The 20,802-nt window shown below is 73.8% G+C and carries 13 protein-coding genes; 6 read left to right on the top strand and 7 right to left on the bottom strand.

The features are described 5' to 3' along the window. Positions 1–188 precede the first annotated feature (188 nt). Both ACFV20_RS31865 and ACFV20_RS31860 read left to right on the top strand, forming a co-directional pair. Positions 189–872, top strand: coding sequence for a response regulator (locus ACFV20_RS31865; protein WP_385663086.1), 684 nt, complete (start codon positions 189–191; stop codon positions 870–872). 12 nt (positions 873–884) lie between these two features. Continuing rightward, on the top strand, positions 885–3,425 hold the full coding sequence (locus ACFV20_RS31860) for a DUF4118 domain-containing protein (RefSeq protein ID WP_385663084.1): 2,541 nt from the start codon (positions 885–887) through the stop codon (positions 3,423–3,425). Positions 3,426–3,550: 125 nt separating this feature from the next. On the opposite strand, the gene ACFV20_RS31855 is transcribed toward ACFV20_RS31860, so the two are convergent. Continuing rightward, positions 3,551–3,877 carry an STAS domain-containing protein gene (locus tag ACFV20_RS31855; protein ID WP_385663081.1) on the bottom strand — a complete coding sequence of 109 codons (327 nt, stop codon included), beginning with the start codon at positions 3,875–3,877 and terminating at the stop codon, positions 3,551–3,553. A gap of 161 nt (positions 3,878–4,038) precedes the next feature. On the opposite strand from ACFV20_RS31855, the gene ACFV20_RS31850 reads away from it, so the two are divergent. Next, positions 4,039–4,440 (top strand): VOC family protein, encoded by a 402-nt coding sequence (locus ACFV20_RS31850; protein WP_385663079.1) that lies wholly within the window; start codon positions 4,039–4,041, stop codon positions 4,438–4,440. A gap of 105 nt (positions 4,441–4,545) precedes the next feature. Then, positions 4,546–5,406 carry a universal stress protein gene (locus tag ACFV20_RS31845; RefSeq protein ID WP_385663076.1) on the top strand — a complete coding sequence of 287 codons (861 nt, stop codon included), beginning with the start codon at positions 4,546–4,548 and terminating at the stop codon, positions 5,404–5,406. Positions 5,407–5,534: 128 nt separating this feature from the next. Here ACFV20_RS31845 and ACFV20_RS31840 read toward each other — a convergent pair whose 3' ends face one another. Further along, the gene (locus ACFV20_RS31840) at positions 5,535–6,791 is read right to left on the bottom strand and encodes a PP2C family protein-serine/threonine phosphatase (protein ID WP_385663073.1); all 1,257 of its coding nucleotides are present in this window, start codon (positions 6,789–6,791) and stop codon (positions 5,535–5,537) included. 371 nt (positions 6,792–7,162) lie between these two features. Between ACFV20_RS31840 and ACFV20_RS31835 the strand changes: the two genes are divergently transcribed. Together ACFV20_RS31835 and ACFV20_RS31830 are read left to right on the top strand one after the other, a co-directional pair. After that, positions 7,163–7,906, top strand: a complete 744-nt coding sequence (locus ACFV20_RS31835) for a hypothetical protein (protein WP_385663070.1) — start codon at positions 7,163–7,165, stop codon at positions 7,904–7,906. Between the two features lie 205 nt (positions 7,907–8,111). Beyond that, positions 8,112–8,825 carry a sigma-70 family RNA polymerase sigma factor gene (locus tag ACFV20_RS31830; protein ID WP_385663067.1) on the top strand — a complete coding sequence of 238 codons (714 nt, stop codon included), beginning with the start codon at positions 8,112–8,114 and terminating at the stop codon, positions 8,823–8,825. Between the two features lie 173 nt (positions 8,826–8,998). Here ACFV20_RS31830 and ACFV20_RS31825 read toward each other — a convergent pair whose 3' ends face one another. The 5 genes from ACFV20_RS31825 to ACFV20_RS31805 form a co-directional block, all read right to left on the bottom strand. Next, on the bottom strand, positions 8,999–11,497 hold the full coding sequence (locus tag ACFV20_RS31825) for a hypothetical protein (protein ID WP_385663064.1): 2,499 nt from the start codon (positions 11,495–11,497) through the stop codon (positions 8,999–9,001). Beyond that, positions 11,494–12,594, bottom strand: a complete 1,101-nt coding sequence (locus ACFV20_RS31820; RefSeq protein WP_385663061.1) for a hypothetical protein — start codon at positions 12,592–12,594, stop codon at positions 11,494–11,496. The genes ACFV20_RS31825 and ACFV20_RS31820 overlap by 4 nt, the downstream gene beginning before the upstream one ends. Continuing rightward, positions 12,591–13,898, bottom strand: coding sequence for a hypothetical protein (locus tag ACFV20_RS31815; RefSeq protein ID WP_385663058.1), 1,308 nt, complete (start codon positions 13,896–13,898; stop codon positions 12,591–12,593). Before ACFV20_RS31815 ends, ACFV20_RS31820 begins: the two co-directional genes overlap by 4 nt. Before the next feature lie 64 nt (positions 13,899–13,962). Then, on the bottom strand, positions 13,963–16,863 hold the full coding sequence (locus ACFV20_RS31810) for a hypothetical protein (RefSeq protein ID WP_385663055.1): 2,901 nt from the start codon (positions 16,861–16,863) through the stop codon (positions 13,963–13,965). Next, entirely contained in the window at positions 16,860–20,750 is a 3,891-nt protein-coding gene (locus ACFV20_RS31805; RefSeq protein ID WP_385663053.1) for a tubulin-like doman-containing protein, read from the bottom strand. The genes ACFV20_RS31810 and ACFV20_RS31805 overlap by 4 nt, the downstream gene beginning before the upstream one ends. Positions 20,751–20,802 lie beyond the last annotated feature (52 nt).

The raw sequence follows: 20,802 nt of genomic DNA, 5'->3' as shown, positions 1-20,802 counted from the left end.
GTCAACGACCACTACCAAAACAACCCCCTAAAGAAACACACGGCGACGTGGTTTTGACTTCCCGGTTTGACCTGGGCCGCGGGGGGGGCCGGTAAACTCCCGGCCCCGCCGGCTCCCGAAGCCGCGACGTCGGGCGCCCCGCTTCCGGACGCGCGCGGCACGACGTACGACAGGAGAGGCAGACACCCATGACCCGGGTGCTCGTGGTCGAGGACGACCCGCAGCTGGTGCGGGCCCTCGTCCTGAACTTGCGGGCTCGCCACTACGGCGTGGACGCCGCGCCCGACGGTGCCACCGCCCTCCGGCTCGCCGCCGCACGGCAGCCCGACGTGGTCCTGCTCGACCTCGGCCTGCCCGACATGGACGGCGTCGACGTCATCAGGGGCCTGCGCGGCTGGAGCCGGGTGCCGATCCTGGTCCTGTCCGCCCGGCAGGGGTCCGACGAGAAGGTGGCCGCGCTGGACGCCGGTGCCGACGACTACGTCACCAAGCCGTTCAGCATGAACGAACTGCTGGCCCGGCTGCGGGCCGCCGTACGCCGTACCGAGGACCTCCCGGCCGGCCCAGCGGCGACACTGGTCGAGACCGAGGACTTCACCCTCGACCTGGCGGCCAAGAGGGCGGTGCGCGACGGGAAGGACGTGCGGCTGACGCCCACCGAATGGCATCTGCTGGAGATCCTGGTGACCAGCCCTGGCAGGCTGATCACACAGAAGCACCTGCTGAACGAGGTCTGGGGCATCACGCAGAGCAGCAAGACCAACTACCTGCGGGTCTACATGGCCCAGCTACGACGCAAACTGGAAAAAGACCCCTCCCACCCCCGCTACCTGATCACCGAGCCCGGCATGGGCTACCGCTTCGAAAGCTGAACGAGGGACGACATGGCACGCGGCACGCTCCGGATCTACCTCGGTGCGGCACCCGGCGTCGGCAAGACGTACGCGATGCTGTCGGAGGCCCACCGTCGCGTCGAACGGGGCACCGACTGCGTGGTCGCCTTCGTGGAGCACCACCACCGGCCGCGCACCGAGGTGATGCTCCACGGCCTCGAACAGGTCCCGCGCAGGGAGATCGAGTACCGGGGCGGCACCTTCACCGAGATGGACGTGGACGCCGTCCTGCACCGTGCCCCGGCGGTCGCCCTGGTCGACGAGCTGGCCCACACCAACGTGCCGGGCTCCCGCAACACCAAACGGTGGCAGGACGTGGAGGAACTCCTCGCCGCCGGCATCGACGTCATATCCACCGTCAACATCCAGCACCTGGAGTCCCTCGGCGACGTCGTCGAGTCGATCACCGGGGTGCGCCAGCGCGAGACCGTCCCCGACGAGGTCGTACGGCGTGCCGACCAGATCGAGCTGGTCGACATGTCCCCGCAGGCACTGCGCCGCCGTATGGCGCACGGCAACATCTACAAGCCCGACAAGGTCGACGCGGCCCTGTCCAACTACTTCCGGCCCGGCAACCTCACCGCCCTGCGCGAACTGGCGCTGCTGTGGGTCGCCGACCGGGTCGACGCCTACCTGACCGAGTACCGCAACGAGCACCGGGTCTCCGCCATCTGGGGCTCGCGGGAACGGATCGTGGTGGGCCTCACCGGCGGCCCGGAAGGGCGCACCCTGCTCCGGCGGGCCGCGCGCCTGGCCGAGAAGGGCGCCGGCGGGGAGGTCATGGCCGTCTACATCTCCCGCAGCGACGGTCTCACCGCCGCGTCCCCCAAGGAGCTGGCCTTCCAGCGCACCCTCGTCGAGGACCTCGGCGGCACCTTCCACCACGTCGTCGGCGACGACATCCCGGCCGCTCTGCTCGACTTCGCCCGGGGAGTGAACGCCACCCAGATCGTCCTCGGCGTCTCCCGGCGCCGCAGCTGGCAGTACGTCTTCGGGCCGGGCGTCGGCGCCACGGTCGCCCGCGAGTCCGGCCCCGACCTCGACGTCCACCTCATCACGCACGCCGAGGCCGGCAAGGGCCGCGGACTGCCGGTGGCGCGCGGCGCACGCCTCGGGCGCACCCGGGTGATCAGCGGCTGGCTGGCCGGCGTGCTCGGCCCCGTCCTGCTCACCTGGCTCCTGAAAGGCGCCGTGCCGGACGTCGGCCTCGCCAACGACATGCTGCTGTTCCTGACCCTGACGGTGGCGGCGGCCCTGCTGGGCGGCCTGCTGCCGGCGCTGGCCTCCGCCGTGGTGGGTTCCCTGCTGCTGAACTGGTTCTTCACCCCGCCCGTCCACACCATGACCATCGCCGACCCGCAGAACATCGTCGCCATCGTGGTGTTCGTCGGGGTCGCCGTGGCGGTGGCCTCGGTGGTGGACCTGGCGGCCCGCCGCACCCACCAGGCCGCCCGGCTGCGGGCCGAGTCGGAGATCCTGTCGTTCCTCGCGGGGAACGTGCTGCGCGGCGAGACCGGGCTGGAAGAGCTGCTGGAACGCGTCCGCGAGACCTTCGGCATGGAGTCGGTGGCACTGCTGGAGCGCACCGGCGAGAAAGCCCCCTGGACCTGCGCCGGCAGCGTGGGTCCCCGGCCCGCCGTGACCCCGGACGACGCCGACGTCGACGTCCCCGTCGGCGACCACATGGCCCTGTCCCTGCGCGGCCGGGTGCTGCCGGCCGCCGACCGGCGGGTCCTGGCCGCCTTCGCCGCCCAGGCCGCGGTCGTCCTGGACCGTCAGCGCCTCAAGGGCGAGGCGGACCGGGCGGAACAACTGGCCGAGGGCAACCGCATCCGCACCGCGCTGCTCGCCGCCGTCAGCCACGACCTGCGCACCCCGCTCGCCGGGATCAAGGCGGCCGTGACGTCCCTGCGCTCCGACGACGTCGAATGGTCCGAGGAGGACGAGGCGGAACTGCTGGAGGCCATCGAGGAGGGCGCCGACCGGCTCGACCAGCTGGTCGGCAACCTGCTCGACATGTCCCGCCTGCAGACCGGCACGGTCACCCCCGTACTGCGCGAGACCGACCTCGACGAGGTCGTCCCCATGGCGCTCGGCGGGGTCCCCGAGGACAGCGTCGAGCTGGACATCCCCGAGACCCTGCCCATGGTCCACGTCGACCGGGGGCTCCTGGAGAGGGCCGTCGCCAACGTCGTCGAGAACGCCGTCAAGCACAGCCCGCCGGGGGAGAAGGTCCTGGTCTCCGCCAGCGCCCTCGGCGACCGGGTCGAACTGCGGGTCGTCGACCGGGGCCCCGGCGTACCGGACGAGGCCAAGGAACGCATCTTCGAACCGTTCCAGCGGTACGGCGACTCGCCCCGCGGCGTGGGCGTCGGCCTCGGCCTCGCGGTCGCACGCGGCTTCACCGAGGCGGTGCGCGGCACCGTGCACGCCGAGGACACGCCCGGCGGCGGCCTCACCATGGTGCTCAGCGTCCCGATGGCCCCGCAACGGCTGGATCAGCCGACGCTTTCCGCCACGGCCGGCCCCTGAGGCCCCGGGCCCCGGGCAGCGAGGTCTTCACCGGCTCCGACGGGTACGGCGTTCCGCCCGAGGCGGTCGTGCGACGCGACGGCATCGCAGAGCAGGACGGCAGGAGCGAGGCCTGGGGACCGGGCCTACTCCTCGATGGTGACTGCCCTGTCCAGGCCGGCGTCCCGCAGAGTGCGCAGCACCGCGCGTCGCGGCCCGCACACGGCAGTCGTCCCGGAGTGCAGCGTCACCGCCCTCAGCACGGCGTAGGCGCACGCCAGCTCCATTCGGGTCACCCCGCGCATGTCCAGCACCCAGTGCTCGGCCTTCCCCAGCCGCGGATCGGCGAGCCGTGCCTCCAAGTCGCGGAGCATGAGGACGTCGACCTCTCCGGTCAGGACCACTTCGGCGTGCCGGTCGTCGACCGCGGCGATGACCACGCCAGGCTGCGCGGGCTTGTGTGTGTCTGCCACAGCGGCCTCCCATGTCTGCCTGCTTCCAGTCTGCCTCTCCCGGGGCACCGGCCGGCCACCGTCGGCCGAAGTTCGCCCGCATCCTGAGCGCTGGACGAAGGACAATGGCACGGGAACGGAGGAGGACGCCGACGCGGCGTGCGTCGACGACGGGAGCGATCATGTCGAAGGTTCCACGCACTCGCCTCTACGCGTATCTGAGCTACGTCGACGCGGCAGCGGCCCTGGAATGGCTGACCGCTCTCGGATTCACGATCACGACACGGCACGAAGGGCCCGGGGGCGACATCGTGCACGCCGAGGTGCGCAGGGACGAGGTCGCCTTGATGGTCACCTCCGCCGAAGGAGGAGACGCGGTCCCGTCCTCCCCGGGCGGCAGCGGCCTGTATCTGTGTCTTGCCGATGCCGGCGACGTCGACGACTGGTATCACCGCGCCGTCGGCGCAGGCGCCCGCGAGGTCATCCCGCCCGAGGACACGCCCTGGGGCGGCAGACGCGCCCGGGTCCTCGACCCGGAAGGGCACGAATGGAGTGCCGGCACCTACGAACCGGGGCGGTCCTGACCGTGCGCCGCCCCGAACCGGGCTCGGTCCGAAGGGGTGGGGCTCGGCGCGGCTTGCAGGCGTCGCCAACCGTCGATTCACTGGTGAGGTGAGGGAGGGTGGCCGGTGGACAGACCAGTGACCGTGGGTGTGTGTGCCTTCCCGTCCAGTGGGAGGGCGCTCGACTGGGCCGCCGACGAGGCCGCGCTGCACGGCCGGTCTCTTCGTATCGTGCACGCGTCCGTCTGGGAACGCTTCGAGGGCGCCACCCCTGCGGAGGATCTCCCTGAAAGGCCTGCCGAAGCCGCCGCGCTGGACGAGATCATCGGCGCTGCCGCAGCCCGGGCCGGCCGGCGCCGGCCCGGGGTCAGGATGCAGGCCGAGGTCCTGCCGGGGGAACCCGTCGACGTCCTGGGCGAGGCAGGAGATGACGCGTTCGTCCTGGTCGTGGGCCATCGCACACATGGTGGTCTCGCGCACCGCCTGTTCACCGGTTCCGTCGGGCCCGCTGTGGCGGAACGCGCGTGGTGCCCCCTCGTGGGCGTCCGCGACTCCGCCTCGGAACTCCCCTCGGGATTCCGTCAGGTCGTCCTCGGTGTCGATGAAGGCACCGACGCCCACGCCGGCCACGTCGCCTTCGCCCTCCAGGAAGCACAGGCCCGTGGTTGCGACCTGGTGGTGGTTCACGCCCGGAGCCCGCAGGAGACGCGGCACGAGCCATCCGGCCTCGGCGGTTCACCGGCAGCCGACGCGCTCCTGAACGCGGCCGTTCCGGACCGGGTAGCCGTCGAAAGCGGCGTCGTCGTGCGGAGGCTCGTCGTCGACGGCGCCCCGCAGCATGCCCTGCTCCAGGTCGCGGACCACGCCGACCTCCTCGTCCTCGGCGTCCGGCACCGGCACGGCACGGTCCGCCGCGAACTCGGCTCCACCCACCATGCCGCACTACGCCACGCACCCTGCCCCGTGGCCCTTGTCGGCAGCCCCTGACCTCGCACGCCAGGACCATGGGCCGGCCCTTGACCGACGCCGGTCCCGACACCACCGCGGGGGCCGGCGAGTGACGGACCGGCGCGGGCGCCTGAGCGCGGGCGTCGACCGGAGTGGAGGTCACCCGGCTACGACGGTCCCCCGCTCTGCCGCTCGGGTGCGGCGCGGTGATGGATCCGGGCGGCGAGGACGGCGACGTCGTCCTCGGCATGCCGGGCGTCGAGGCTGGTCAGCGCCGTGTCCAGGATGTCCTCGACGCCGGAGCCAGGGGTGAAGCCGACGCCTGCCAGCCGGCGCAGGGAGTGGTCGATGTCCTCGCCGCGGCGCTCGACGAGGCCGTCCGTGAAGAGCAGCACCGTCTGGGAGTCGTCCACCTGGTGGGTGGCCGACTCGTAGCCCGCAAGGCCGGTGCCCAGCGGAGGGCCGACCGGCACCGGCAGCAGCGACGCGCGGCCTTGTCGGTCGATCACCGCCGGGGGCAGATGACCCGCGCTGGCGAAGGTGATCTGCCCCCGGTTGGGGTCGATCTGGGCGACGAGGCAGGTGGCGGGCCGCCGCTCGGGCTCGTCGGACGCGAGATCGTCCAGCTGGCGCAGCACGCGGTGCGGCGGAAGGTCGGAGGAGGCGATGTAACGCAGGGACGAGCGGTAGGCGTTCATGTCGACGGCCGCCTCCAGCCCGTGCCCCATGACGTCACCGACGACGAGCAGGGTGCGTCCGAAGTGCAGCCGGACGGTCTCGCACCAGTCCCCGCCTATCAGGGTGTTCCGTCCGGCGGGGAGGTACCGGATGGCCACGTCCAGATTGGGATGCGGCCGGCCGGGCTGCGACAGCAGCGCGCGTTGCAGTTTGCCGACCATGCTGCTCAGCGCGTCGTGTTCCCGGGCGTGCCGGACATGGGAGGCGGCCAGTTCGGCGAGCAGGGTCAGGACCTGCGTCTCCGTCTCGGTGAAGGGCGTCTCCTCCCGGGCGCTCACCAGCACGCCGTAGCAGTGGCCGTCCACGGCCAGGGGCAGGCAGAGCGCGAGCGCGCCGTCCTGCACCACCGGCCGCACGGACCCGCTCCTGGCCCGGTCCACCGCCTGTCGCGCCGCTGCGGCGGTCCACGCCGGGGAGGGCAGCAGCGCCGGGTTCCCGGCGACGGCCTCGGGTGCGCCGTCCCCTCGGGGAAGACGCCAGACGGCCGCCGCACCCCCCACCTGTCCGGCGACCTCGCGGGCCAGCTCGGCCCACGTCGTGCCCTCGTCCAGTGTGGTGCCGATCCGCGCCGCGGAGCGCAGTGCGTACCACTGCGACGGTGTGCCGCCGTCCGGTGCCGGTACGCCGCCGGAGTCGAGGGAGTCCGGCAGCGTCGGCCCTGGAGACGGCTCGTAGCCTCCTGCCACGCTCACCACTCTAGGCACTGTTCCAGGCACGGTGCGGCCGGCGCGGAAAACACCCGTCCGGTCCGCACAGGCTTGCCGACCGACCGACCGCCGCAGGCGGGGCCATCCCGGTGCCTTGTCGCAAGTGGCGTCCCACAAGGAACCGGTGCGGCCGCTCTCCACGGATCGGTCCCGACCGCCCGGTTCCGCCGGCCCGTCCCGTCCGGCCCGTCGTCACGGACGCACCTCCCGGACAGCAGTCGGCCCTAACTCCCGTCAGGTTCCCGGGCTTTACTGTGGCGTGGATCACGGGAAGAGTGCTGAGTGACGGGCGGGGGGTGTGCGCGTACCCCCTCATGACGGCGGAGCCAGGGATGCGAGGATGAGCCGCCATGACTGCTGGGTGGTGTTTCCGCACGCTTCGGGCCGCGGTGTTCGCGGCTGTCTGCGTGCTGCTCGCCGCCCTGGGCCACGTGCTGATGTCCGGCACGACCGTGCCCGGATGGGCTCTCGCCCTGGCGGTGGCGGTCACCGGCGGTGCGGCCTGGTGTCTGGCCGGCCGGGAGCGCGGACTCCTCCTCGTCTCCTCCGTCGTGGTGGCCGCCCAGACCGCACTGCACGCGTGGTTCTCGTACGTGCAGGAACTGGCGCCGGCGCCCGCTCACTCGATGCCGTCGATGTCCATGGACGGAACGAGCGCGGGTGCGGGCACACCCTCCATGGACCACATGGTGTCGACGGCGCACGCGGGACACACCATGGACTCCATGGCCCACGGCGGTCACGCCGTGCCGTCGATGGACGCCGTGCACGCCATGAGTTCCCTGGACTCCCTGCCGGCGACGGGGCACACCATGGGCGGGGTGTCCTCCACGGGCATGCTCGCCGCCCACCTGCTGGCCGCACTGCTGTGCGGCCTGTGGCTCGCACACGGTGAACGCGCGGCCTTCCGCATTCTGCGGGCCGTCGCCGGATGGCTGGCCGCACCCCTGCGGCTGCCGCTCACCCTGCCCGCGCCACCGCACCGCCCGCGCATCCGCGCCCGCCGCAGCCGCGCGGTCCGCAGGCCGCGCCGGCTGCTCCTCGTGTTCACGATCACCTCTCGGGGCCCGCCGACGGGGGCCGCTGTCCTCTGAGACAGCCGGTTTCCCGACCACCGTCCGGACGCTCGGCGCCCGGACGGCTCGGGCCACGGGTGCACGCCGCCGAGCGCGCGTACGCCCGCCCCCTCCCACCATCACCGGAGCCGCCGCGCGCACCGCGCGGCCCGGCCCGCATGCCGGATGTCCCCACGACGGATCCCCGCATGCCGGATCTCCGGTCTCCCGAGAAGGACACCAGGTGATCAGTCCTGCCCTGTCTGCCGCACATGACGAGACGCCGCACGCTGCGAAAACACGTGAGCCGCATGCGGAGAGAACACGTGAGTCGCAGGCTGCGAGAACACGTGAATCGCGCGCTGCGAGAACACGTGACGAGAAGAGGTCCACTGACGAGTCGATAACGGCCTGGGCGCTCGCCGCCCGCGGCGGTGATCGCGAGGCCGTCGAGCACTTCGTCCGCGCCTTGCACCGAGACGTCCGCACCTACGTCACCTACCTCAGCGCCGACCCCCAGGCCGCCGACGACCTGGCCCAGGACACGTTCCTGCGGGCCCTTGGCTGCCTGCACCGTTTCGAGGGCCGCTCCTCGGCCCGCACCTGGCTGCTGTCCATCGCCCGCCGTGCGGTGATCGACAGCTACCGGCACACCGCCGCCCGGCCTCGCCTGGCCGACACCGACGACTGGCAGAGCGTCGCCGAGTGCGCGCAGCCCCGTGGCCTGCCCGGCTTCGAAGACGGCATCGCCCTGGCCGAGTTGCTGGAGGCGCTGCCCGGCGAACGCCGCGAGGCGTTCGTCCTGACCCAGCTCGTCGGTCTGCCGTACGCGGAAGCGGCCGAACTCAGCGACTGCCCGGTCGGCACGGTCCGCTCCCGGGTCGCTCGTGCCCGGTCCGCACTGATGCAGTCCCTGCACGACGCCGAGCGAGCCGAGCCGGTGGGCGCGGCGGCCTGACGGGCCCCCGCGGCAACGCGGAGAGAGGGCTCGGCTCAGCAGCGGAGGCTCCGGACGGTCATGCTCCGGAGCCTCCGCGGTGACAGGAGAGAGACGGCCCCCGGAGCTGAGCTCCTTGGACGTCCAACAGCTGACGGATGGTCACATGCGGCGTGGAGCAGACCTGCGGTCGGCTACGGGTGTGCCTTTTCGTACAGTGCCCGGGTGATCGCCAGCCACGTCTCCTTCGGCAGTGACGGGATCCGGTCCTCCTCCGTGTCGATCAGGAGTTCCTGGAGGATCCGGTGGTGGGCCGGGGCGTCGGAGGCGGCGATCGAGCTGAGGTACCTGGTGAGCGGGAGGCTCTCGGTCTTCGTGGTCCGGGGTTCGACGAGCCAGCTGAAGAACCAGCGGATCATGCGGGCGGTGCGCTGCATGTGCAGGTCCGTCACGTACGGGTCCGAGGGGTCCGGGGGTGCTGTGATGTGGAAGTCGATCGCCAGCAGGCTGGTGAGCAGGTCGCGGGCCGACTCCTCCGTGGGGACGGCCGGTGGGAGGAACTTGAGGACGATGTTCTGGGCGGCGTAGGACAGGGGTTCCCGCAGGAGGGACAGAAGGTCCTCGTAGTGGGTCTGGGCCAGACGTTCCTCCGCCTTGTGCCGCAGGTCGGCGGCGTGTCCCGCACGGTTCGTCGCACAGGTCAGGTCCTCGGCGAGGGCTCGGATCTGGGACATGTCCATACGGGCCCGGCGGCTCTTGTGCACCAGAAATTTCGAGACCGTGGACCGTCCCATGACCGGCTTGTCGAACAACTCCGGCAACGCGTCGGCCAGCAGGGCGCGTTGGCGGTCCGGCGTCAGCCGGTCGGTGATCGCTCTGATCGCCGGGGCGGCCTGCGCGGAACCCGTGCCTGCCCCCGAGGTGTGGCCCGTCGCCTGGCGGGCGGTGGGTGCGTCCCCCCGTGGGGAGAACTCGGGTGGCAGGGACGGTGGTGGCGGGTTCGGTGGCCGCGGGTACGGAGGCGGGGTGCTCGGCGGCTGCGGATGTCCCTGGTGGATCCCCTGCCCCGATCGTGTGGGGTGGGTGCGCTGCCCGGGCTCCACGGCCCGCTCCGAGGCGTACGCCCCCTGTGCCGTCGCGGACGTCGATCCGTCCGGTGACGACGCCGGTGACAACGTCCCCATGCCGGCAGTGGTGGGCCGTGGCGCTTCCGGCGACATGGTCTCCGTCGCGGGCCGCGGTGCTTCCGGCGACATGGTCTCCGTCGTGGGCCGCGGTGCTTCCGGCGACATGGTCTCCGTCGCGGGCCGCGGTGCTTCCGGCGACATGGTCTCCGTCGCGGGCCGCGGTGCTTCCGGTGGCATCGTCTCCGTGCCGTTCCGCTGCCCTTCCGTCGCTTCGACCGGGCTTTCCCCCTGCTCCGTGACACTCCCGGCCTGCCCGAGCGCCGTCGTCGGCTCCGCCGCCGGCCGGGTGTGCGGAGAGGGTGACTCCTGCGCCCTGGGGAACTGATGGCGCCACTCCGGCGGCGAGGTCCAGCTCGCGGCGGGTGCGGAGGTGTGCCGGGCTGGTGGATGCGCAGGCAACTCGTCCTGCACGACGGGCTGTTGTGGCGGAGGCGGCTCCTGGGGCCGGTCCGGGGCCGTGGCCGGCGGTGGGGAGAGCACGGGGACGGCACCCGTGGCCGTGGTGTCCGGGACCTCGTACCGGGCGGGCCACACCTCGCGGAGCCGGGCGTGGAAGCGCCGGTGGACGGGGTCGCTCGTGTTCGGGTCGGTGTCCAGCAGACGGCGGTACTTGACGCCGGACCAGTGCAGGTAGTGGTCCACGAGCGTGGCGGCGAGTTCGGCGGCCAGGTCCGTGCCGGGGTCCAGCAGGTCGATCCGGCGCAGACGGCTGTCCTCGGTGGGGGAGACACGCCAGGCCGGGACGAACACCACCCGGTACGCCTGGTCGTCCATCGTGTCGAAGGTGGCGAACTGCCAGCTTCCCGAGCCCCGGTCCAGCGAGGAGCCGAAGATCCACCACAGGCCCCACAGCACCAGGAGCGCCGGCTCCGGCAACTCCTGGAAGGGGGGGACCGGTCGCTGCTCCCGGGCCTGGGCGTGCGCCGTGGCGAGGGACTCGTCCAGTTCGCCCACGAGAGCCGACAGCCGGGCCCCTGGGGTGCGGAGGAACTGGGCCACCAGACACAGCAGCGGGCGCCGCACCAGACGTACGTTCTCCCACATGCGGTCCCGCATGTGGTTGGCCAGGGCGTTGAGCCGTTCGCGCGGCATCGGCTCGATCCGCCCCGTCACCCGGTCGGCCCAGCCCCGCTCCGCCCAGGGGACCGCGCCCAGGCTGACGCAGTACAGCGGCACCAGCAGCTTCGCCGGCCCCAGCAGCGCATGGCACACCGTACTGTCGCGCCCCTGGGCGTCCGAGCCCGGGGTGCGGCGGACGAGGAGGACGCGGCCGCCGGGGAGAATGTGCCGGACCAGGCTGGGGCGCTGTTCGCCGCCCATCACACGCAGGACGGGGCCGAGCCGGTCGGCGAGTGCGCGTGCCTCGGGCTCGGGGCAGGAGTAGGCGACCGCGGCGATTCCCGCGCCCCGGTGGCCGACGTTGCCGGCCCAGCGGAACACGACCTGGTGCACCCGGTCGTCGGGTGGGGCCATGTCGCCGGGCCGGTCGGGCTGCGTCCGTGTCACAGACCCACCGCCGCCGGTCCGTCCTCGGTGCCGTCGTCGAGCAGCCCGCACATGGCGAGCACCGACACCAGCGGCTCCAGCACCCGCAACGGCCGGGTGCCGTGCGGGAACCTGCCCTCGTGGTCGTGGCTGCCGGTGGCCGAAGCGAAGTGCAGGGTGCAGCGCAGCACACTGTCGAAGGGGCCGACCCACGCCTGTCCGGTGTGGTGGCGCAGGAACGCGTACGCGTCCCGGCTCTCCTCCGCGAACCGCTCGGCCAGCCGCCGTTCCGGTGGGGGTTCGCCCAGCCAGCGGTCCACAGGCGGTTCGAACCGCACCAGATCGCTCTTGTTGATCACGACGGCGGCCGCCACCCCGAGGTACTGCCCGCCGGCGCGCGGCAGCCGGTCCAGCACGGTCTGGAACGCCGGATCGCCGCCCCGGCTGTAGCCGAGGTCGCCCCGCAGCGGGTCCAGATAAGGCATCGGCAGCGCCCGCAGCGGGTCCACCACGAAGATCAGCGCGTCCACGCCCACCATGAACCGGGTCAGCGCGTCCGTGCGGCGCAGGTCCTCACCGGCCAGGTCGAAGAACGCCACCGGCCGGGCCGTCCCGTCCGGGCGGCTCAGCAGCAGCGCGTCCACGAACGCGGCGAACTCACCGGCGCTGCGGGTGTGCTCCAGCATCGTCCCGGACCGCAGCCGCTCCACCCGCTCGGTCATGAACGTCTGGTGGTCCTGAGGGTTCACCGACTGCATCTGCAGCCCGTACCGCTTCAGACCGCCGTCGGCGATCTCGGCGATCATCTGGGTGAGCAGATGCGTCTTGCCGGTGGCCGAGTCCCCGACCATCGCCACGGTCAGCGGACTGCCGTTGGTCAGGTACGGCACCGGGATGTAATGGGCCTGCTCCCCCTCGGAGTTGCCGCACCGCTGATAGGCGGAGCGGAGGGTGTCGGCCAGACGCAGCGGACTGATCCGCCGGTCCACGTGCAGCTCCTCGAAGAGCTGCTTGTCGTTGCGGGCGAACAGCCGCTGCTCGTCGTAGGCGATGATCTCCAGGCAGTACGGGCAGAGGATCTCTTGGGTGGGGGCGCCCGGCGGCATCGGAACAGTCATCGGCGGGTGTCTCCTTCCGACCGGCTCCCGCCGGGCTCGTTCGTGCCGGAGGTACGGCCTCCGCTGATCCAGGTGCGCAGCCGGCCGCGCTCGCGGGCCGGATACTCGTAGCCGGTGAACGGCGCCGGCGGCGCCTCGCCGTAGCGGGGCCTGTCCGCGCCGTAGCCGCCCGGGTCCACGGCGTGTTGCTGCTCCGACAGGTACGGGGTGTGCGCCGGGGGAGGCGGGGCGAGGGAGGCGTGCTTGCGGCGCCGGATCTCGTCGAACTCCCGCCGGTGGTGCTCCAGCGGGTCCGGCAGCAGCACGCCCGCCGCCTCGGCGGCGACCTCCGGCACCAGGGTGCGCAACAGCGCGTCCGGCGTCGGCCGGTCCTGAGCGAGGCGGGCGAACACCTGGCCCAGCGTCTCGGTCACCGACCGCTGCGCGCCGAGGTCCGCGGGCGGACCGTCGGCGTTGCCCGGCCGGCCGGTGACCAGGTGGTACATCACCTGCGCCACGCTCCACAGCGCGTCCCGTGCCTCCGTCGTGCCCACCCCGGCCCGCTGCTCGGGCGAGGCGTAGGGCGGGATGCCGTACGGCACCCGAGGACGCCCGGCCCGGACCACCGAGCCCAGGTCCCAGACCTGCACGCCCTGCGGGTCCCAGCGGACGGCGCCCGGCACGATGCCCCGGTGCACCAGGCCGACCGCCTCCATCAGCCGTACCGCCAGCACCAGATCGCGCTCCACGGCCCGCTGCTCCCCGATGGACACCCGCTCGGTCGGCCCGGACAGCGGGCGTCCGCGCGGTACGGCGTACAGCACGAACGGCGTCAGGGTGTTGACGTCGTAACCGACCGGCGTCGGGAAGAGACCGCCGAAGCGGGTGCCCGCGTACGCGCGGTGCAGCGCCAGCGCGGCGGTGATCTCCGCCTGGAGCAGGGTGTACGCCTCGCGGTCCGCGCCCGCCTCCCGCGGCAACCGGACCTGAAAGCCCCGCCAGCCGTCCTCGAAGCGGACCGGCCGGGCCAGCGCGGGCGGCCGGACCAGACGCGGTCGGTCCGGCCCGAACCTGGCCCGCACCCGGTGCGTCACGCCCTGCGGCGAGACGAACGAGAACTCCACGGCAGGCTGCCGCGACACGGCTGGACCGGCGCCCGGCTCCCGGCCGGTGTGCTCGCGGGGCCGCGACCCCTCCGCGCGGTCGCCCTCAGCGTCGTGGACGGGCTCCTGACGGCCGGCCGGCCGCGGGTCGGCCGCCGCGTACGGCTCCGGCGCCGGCCCGAACCGGTCCGGGCGCGGTGCGGGCCGGTGGTCGTTCACCATGACTTCCCCACTGTGTTGGTCCGTGCGCCCGGGGCGCGGTCGGTCGTCGTCGTACGGGTACGGTTCACCGCTGCGCCCATTCCTCGCCGGGGTCCGGGAAGGTTCCGGTCGTGCCGCGGTCCGGGCCGGGGAGGGGGCCCTCGTCGACCCAGGTGCGCACGCGCACGTTCTCCACCACACCGGCACGCAGCGGGACCAGCCGGAGCGTGCCGGCGAAGCGGCCGGACGCCGTCCACACCATCGCGGCCGGTGCGCCGTCGGTGCCGGGCCCGCCCGCACGCACCTCTACGTCGGGCCGCACGGCCTGCGGGGCGAACGCGATGGACCGCGCCTCGGCCGGGTCCCGGCTGAGCAGCGAGAACTGCGCCGGCGGACACAGCAGCAGGGGGCGGCCCTGCTCCGAACCGGTGTCGAGCACGTCCCGGACGCGCTGCACCCCGATGCCCAGCAGCGTCGAGGCGTCCGCCCGCACCCGGTCCTGCCGGGCGTACGGCGGGGCGGGCACCACCCCGTTGTCGCGCAGGCGCAGCCCGGCCGCCGCGATGGCTCGGGACACGGCGGCCTCCAGCGTGGTCGGCGCCCCGCCCGCGGGCCCGGCGCCGCCCGCGCCGCCGCCGGAGCCGGTGTGGTCGCGCAACGCGGCCACCGTCGCGTCGGCCAGGTCCGCCACGAGGGTCGGCACCAGGTCGGGGCCGCCCTCGCCCGAGCCCCGGAGCAACCACGGCGGGTCCACTCGGGGCAGATGCCGGGCGCGGCCACCGGGCACGCCGGCCGACGTGCCGACCGGCGGGTCGTCGGGCCAGTCGGCCTCCGGCGAGAACGAGTCCGGCTCCGACGGGTCCTGGCCCTGCGGGTTCCGCCCGGAGGAGTACGGCTCTGCCGGGGCCGGGTGCGACGCGTACTGCCGCGGTCCGGCCGGCTGCGACGTATACGTCTCCGCCGCGTAGGGCGGTGATGACGTCTGCGCATGCGCCGCGTACGGCGGTGAGGCGCTCGGGGATGCCCCGTACGGTTCCGCCGCCCAGCCCTGTGCCGCCTCCGTCCGCGACAGGTCCTGCCAGGCGACCTGGACCTCCTGGCCGTCGTCCGGCCAGGACGACTCGTCCCAGCCGGGGTCCGACCAGCCGTCCGCCGCTGCCGCTGCCACGCCGGAGGCGTACGGTGGGCCGGACACCGGGTGTCCCGCGTCCGCTTCGACCGCTGCTCCCCGCAGCACCGCCGCGAGCGTCCGGGCGCCGTCCGCGCACCGGGTGCGCTCCTCGGCCGCCCACCACTGCCGGCGCAGCGCGTCCGCCAGGACGATGTCCACCCGGGCCAGGCACGGCCGGAGTTCGCAGGTGCCGGTCGCCTCCCACCAGTCGGCCACGCCCCGGCGCCACCAGGCTCCGACGCACAGAGCCGCGCCGAGCACACCCACCAGCACACCCCCCAGGACCAGTTCGCGCGGGACGTTCACCAGCACGGCCAGACCGGACCCGGCACCCGCGCCGGCCGCCAGCGCGACGGCGCGGGCCGCCTCCGCCCGGTGCACCCGGCCGCCCGCCGCCCGGCCCGGCCGGACAGCGCCGGCCAGTGCGCCGCCGAGCAGGAACACCGCCGCGGGCAGCAGCGCGAGCAGCGTGCCGGGCCAGGGCGCGAGCGCACAGACGAAGGCGGCCAGCGCCGCCGGCACCAGATGCCCCGCGCGGGCGCGCGCGAAGTACAGCGGCACCGCTGCCGACATCCGCCCCAGCGACTCCTTCGGGCACGCCCGCTCCAGGTCCCCCAGCCGCGCGGCGGACGGCACCGGGGCGACCCGTTCGGCGAGCACCGTCAGCCGGGCCGCGACGGCGCGCAGGGGCAGCCCCGAGGTCAGCCAGCGCGCGGTGCAGCGCTGCAGCCCCTCGTCCGAGTCGCCGCCGTGCGACCGGCGTCCCCACGTCTCCTCCGGCGGCGCCACGCCCGCGTCGGCGAGCCGGGCCAGCGCGTCACCGTGCGGGACACCGGGCGAGCCGCTGTCCCGCAGCACCCGGGCCACCGCGTCCCGGTACCGGTGCAGCGAGTCCACCGCCCGGGCCAGCGCCGAGGGCACTCCGTCCGCGACCCTTCGTCCCGTCAGAAGCGCTCGTGCGGAGCCCAGTTCGGTCCGGGACGCGGCGAGGGCGTCCACGGCCCGCACACAGGCGGCGCGGGCGGCGTCCACCGGGCCGTCCGGACGCAGCAGAGCCGTCACCGGGCGTTCCGGACCCGGGCCGAGCAACTCGGCCAGTCCTCGCGGGAGGTCCGGTCCGGCGGGCAGGTCGGTGACCGGCACCTCGCCCCCTGCGAACCGGGCCAGCGCACCGGTCCACGCGCTGTCCCGCGCGTCCGGCGTCAGGTCGTGCTCCAGCACCCGCAGGGACAACGTGGCCACCGACACCGGGGCGTCGTGCAGTTCGGACAGCACCCGGTCGAAGACCTCCCGCACCCGCAGCAGATCGATCAGCGCGACGAGCGCCGCCTCCGTCTCCCCGGCCGGATCGGAGGTGCGCGGATCGTGCCCCGCCCGCGGATCGGGTACCCACAGCACCCCCGTACGGGCCGACTGCAGCACGGACGCCAGCCGCAGCCGGCGCCCACCCTCCACCGGGCGGCCGTCCGAGTGCGACGCCTCCCGGTGTGCCGGATCCGGGTGCGACAGGGTCTCGTACGGCACGTCCGAGGGCGGCGGGCTCGCGGACCGGCGCCGCTCCAGGTCGCCGACGACCAGGCAGAGCAGGCTCACCGCGCCCAGCGTCGGCGAGGCGGCGACCAGTTCGTACGCCTCCGCGTGCGCCGTCAGCCCGTCCGGCTCGTCCACGACCAGGAACCGCAGGTTCCCGGCACCGGCCCGGCCGCTGTCCGGCAGCCGCTCGCCCACCAGGCGCCGCAGACCGGCGCCGTCAGCGGGTACGTCCCGGCCGTCCCGGAAGTCGAGTACGACGACCGGGCTCTCCATGGCGCTCACGCGTGCCTCTCCCAGCTCTCGCGGGCGTCGTCGCCCTCCCTGTCGGACGTGATCTCCTCGTCGGGCCAGTCGGCGTCGCCGTCCGCGTCCGAGATGCCCCACGGCGCGGTGGAACCGGCGCCGGGCCAGCCCGGGTCGGGTTCGGTCGCGCGCGGGAAGGGCGGGTACTCCGGCGCCCGAGCGGGCGCGGGCCCCGGCGCGGGCCACCCGGCCGGCGCCTGTCCCACCGTGGGTCGGCCGGCGGGCGGCACCGGCCGGGCGCGGCCCGGGTCCGCCGGCGCCGCCCGGCCCGTCTCCTGGCGCGGACGGTCCACCGGATCCCCGTCGGCCGGGGGCGGGGAGTCCGGCCAGTGCCGGGTCCGCTCGTCGTGCGAGGCCGGCGAAGGCCACCGCACGTCACCGTCGCCGCCGTGCCGGGCGGCGGGTACCTCCCCGGTGGGCGGGGCACCGGCCGCGGGACCGGGCCGGGCGGAGGGCCCACCTCCCGGCCGGCTGCCGGATCCCGGCGCGCCGTCGGTGCCCGGCCTGCCGTGCGCCGGCACGTCCCACCCGTCGGCGCGCCGGGGCCCGGCGCCGCGTGCCACGCCGTACGGATCGGCGGACGGCCCGCCGTCCGCCGGGCCGGGGCGCTGCGGACGCTCGGCGGGCCGCTGCTCCCAGGACCCGTCCCAGGCCCGCGCCTGCGGCCCGTGCGAGATCCGGTCGGAGGCCCATCCCTCCCCGCCCTCCGGGTGCCGCGCATCCTCGCCCGCGCTCCGGCTCTCGCGGACCCACTCCTCCAGCTCGCGCAGGGTCGGGTGGGCGCGGTTCTCACCCTCCGGGAAGGGCAGGTCGAGCGCGTCGGGGAGGGTCTCCGCCCAGAACTCGCGCAGCCGGCGCGTCCAGTCGGTCACCCGTGCGCCGTAACGCCGCTCCCGCTCGTCCAGCAGCCGCAGCTGACGCGGCGCCACCTCGTGGACCAGCTTCAGATACAGCTCCGAGGGCTCGCTCCCCGAGGTGCCCAGCCCGCGCGGCAGCGTGTTCATCACCACCTTGCAGTAGCTCTGCACGATGTTCTCCTCGGCCAGCAGCGCCCAACGCTCGTACGCCCGCAGCAGCCCCGCCCAGCTGGAGATGCCGTCCTGGAAGTCGGTGAGCGCCAACTGGATACCGAGCGCGTCCTGGCCGGCGTCGTCGTGCAGCCGGATGCGCAGCCGCTGCGGGGACGCCGGGTCGCCCTGGTAGTCGATCTGGCCGTTCCACAGCGCGCACAGCAGCCGGTTCAGGATGTGTGCCCGGTCGTCCGGTGTGCTGGCCAGCCACTCGTCGCGGTATCCGAGCCGCTGCCGCCAGCGCAGCACGTCCTCGTCGCGGCGGGTCTCCTGCGCTCTGGCCCACTGCCGCAGCACCTTGCGGGCCTCCGGCACCTCGGTGAGGCTCATCTCGCTGCGGAACAGCACCACGGAGATCGAGTCGGTGTCCACGGCCCGGTACTCGATGGTCCGCTGGCTGTCCGGAGGCAGTCGCAGATGCTTCTCCAGGTAGTTGTCCACCGTCGCCCGGCGCGAGCCCGGGTAGGTGATGAGCACCTTCAGCCGCCCGTTGCCCTCGGGGGTGAACGCGGCCGGCAGCAGACCGGCCAGCTTGTACCGGAACTGCTCCAGCGCCCGCGTGCTGACCTGCTGGGCCGCTTCGGTGTCGCCCGCCTCGGCGGCCAGCAGCGTGCCCATCCTGGGCAGCAGCGCGCGGGCCTGCCGCCCGTCGGGACGCTCGGAGAACAGCCGCTGCACCCGGTGCTTGAACGCGGCCTTCACCTCCGACACCGCCGCGTCGGGGGAGTGCCGGCCGGCCGCCAAGGCGCCGCGGCGCAGCTCGGCGTCGACCAGCTTGTGCAGCAGCGCCGCCTCGTCGCCGTTGGGCCCGAGCTGGTGGCTCTCCACCAGGCGCTCCATCAGCGCCTGGTAGAAGCGGCCCAGGTTGCCCTGCGGCGGCAGCAGGTAGGAGACGCCGGCGCGGTCGTCGTACAGCTCCTTGACCTGTGCTGCGTGTGCCCGCGGCTGGTCGTCCACGTGCTTGCGGAACGCGTCGACGATCGCGTGCACCTCGTTGCGCAGCAGGTTCGCGGCCTGCCGCCAGCGGGGTTCGTGCTCGCTCCAGGCGCGGTGCCAGATCGTGTGGGCCCGCCACTTGTACCAGCGGTCCTGCGCCTCCAGCGCGACGGCCACCTCGTCGTCCGTCCAGCGCAGTCGGGGCCCCACCACCCGGCCCTTGATCCTCGGCACCGACGGTGGCTGCGCCTCGATCCCGGCGGGCCGCGCCGGGTCCTGCCGGCGGTTGTCGAGCATGCCGAGGAAGCCGAGCCGGGCCACCGTGTTGGTCTCGCCCGGCACTCCCGACACCACCCGGCCGAGCGTGAAGAAGTCGGTCTTCGACAGCAGTTGCTCGGCTGCCGCGCGCGGTGAGAAGCCCTCCACCAGCACCGGCATGCGGTGCGCGACCTGCCGTTCCAGATCGGCCAGCAGCCGCCGCATCTGCTCCAGCCGGTCCCGCAGCGCGGTCTCGATCTCGCCGCTGCCCCGCGGCAGCGGATCCGGCGCGGTCACCTCCAGCGGCTCGCGCCGCCACAGCTCGCCCAGCCCGGCGGCGGTGAACATCTCCCGGACCAGCGGCGCCGTCTCGTGCGGTACGGCGGCGGAGGCGTCGGTCAGCCCGGTCACCGCGTGGGCCAGCATCTTGGCCGCGACCAGCTCGGCCAGCTCGTCCAGCGGCGCCGTCATCGAGGCCACCAGGCTGGTGGAGATGCCCTTGCGGCCGATACCGGTCGCGGAGCGGGTGCGGCGGCTGATGTCGCCGTTGACGAAGTTGCTGGCGAACGTCTGGTAGTCGTCGTCGCGTCCGCCGCCCTTGGCCTCGCCCAGGTTGAGGTCGGTGCCGACCAGGGACACCACGAGGGAGACTATGGAGCGGCGCAGGTCGTCGGGGCGGATGCCGGCCGTCTGGCTGAACAGGAAGGCGGTGGGCACGGTGCCCGGCCGCAGCGACACCGGGTGGGTCTGCGGGTAGCGGATGCGCAGCGACTCCTGGAGGTCCACGTCGCCCAGTTCCGCCTCCGCGTCCGGCGCGTTCTGCTCGTCCACCAGCCGGGACAGGTCCACCACCGCGCGGGCGGCGTTGAGTTCGGCCTCCCGGCCGCCGCCCTTGGCCTCGGGGAACGCCGACGGCATGACCACCAGCGGATAGATCCGCGCGCCCCGGAACTTCTTGTCCTTGAACGCCTGCCCGATCAGGTGCAGGTAGTCGAGGAAGATGCCCGCGCCGGTCCCGCCGGCCACCGAGAACGCCACGAACACGTCGCAGCCGTTGATGGTGTCGCCGCCCACTTCCTGCAGTTCCCCACCGGACCCGGCGATCGCGTCGATGGCCCGGTGCAGCGGGGTCAGCACCGGCGCGGGACCGTTGGCGAGGGTGGCGAACAGAGCGGCGCGGCCCACTGTGGGCAGCTGGCCGGCACCGTTGCGCAACGGATTGATCTTGGGTTCGCCGCCGTGCGGCGGCAGCCAGTCGGACGTCTCGTCGCGCAACAGCGCGCGCAGCATCCGGGTCACCTCGGGCGAACTGTCGTAGTCGGCGGGCAGCAGGTCGTGCGTGGCGCGCGAGGTGCGGCTGTAGGCCTGCCGCAGCGCGGTGTCCGCGCTCAGGTGCGGCAGCCGGCCCAGCTCCGCCTCGCTGTAGTCGGCGTACACGAACTGCAGGCAACCGGGCAGCTCGTGGGGCAGCCGGCCGTTGCCGGTGAGGGCGGTGCCGTCCGGGCCGCAGAGTTCGGCGCGCAGCCGGCGCTCCAGTTCGGCGCCGATCAGGCCGCCCGTGCCGCCGAGGCCGACGAACAGCATCGGCTGGAAGATCTTCATCGCTTTGTTTCCCCCCTGTCCGGTGCGTGGGCACCGGGCGTTCGATGGGCCC

Source organism: Streptomyces sp. NPDC059696 (assembly GCF_042733745.1).
Classification (GTDB): Bacteria; Actinomycetota; Actinomycetes; order Streptomycetales; family Streptomycetaceae; genus Streptomyces.
This window is presented reverse-complemented; position numbering and strand designations above follow the sequence as displayed.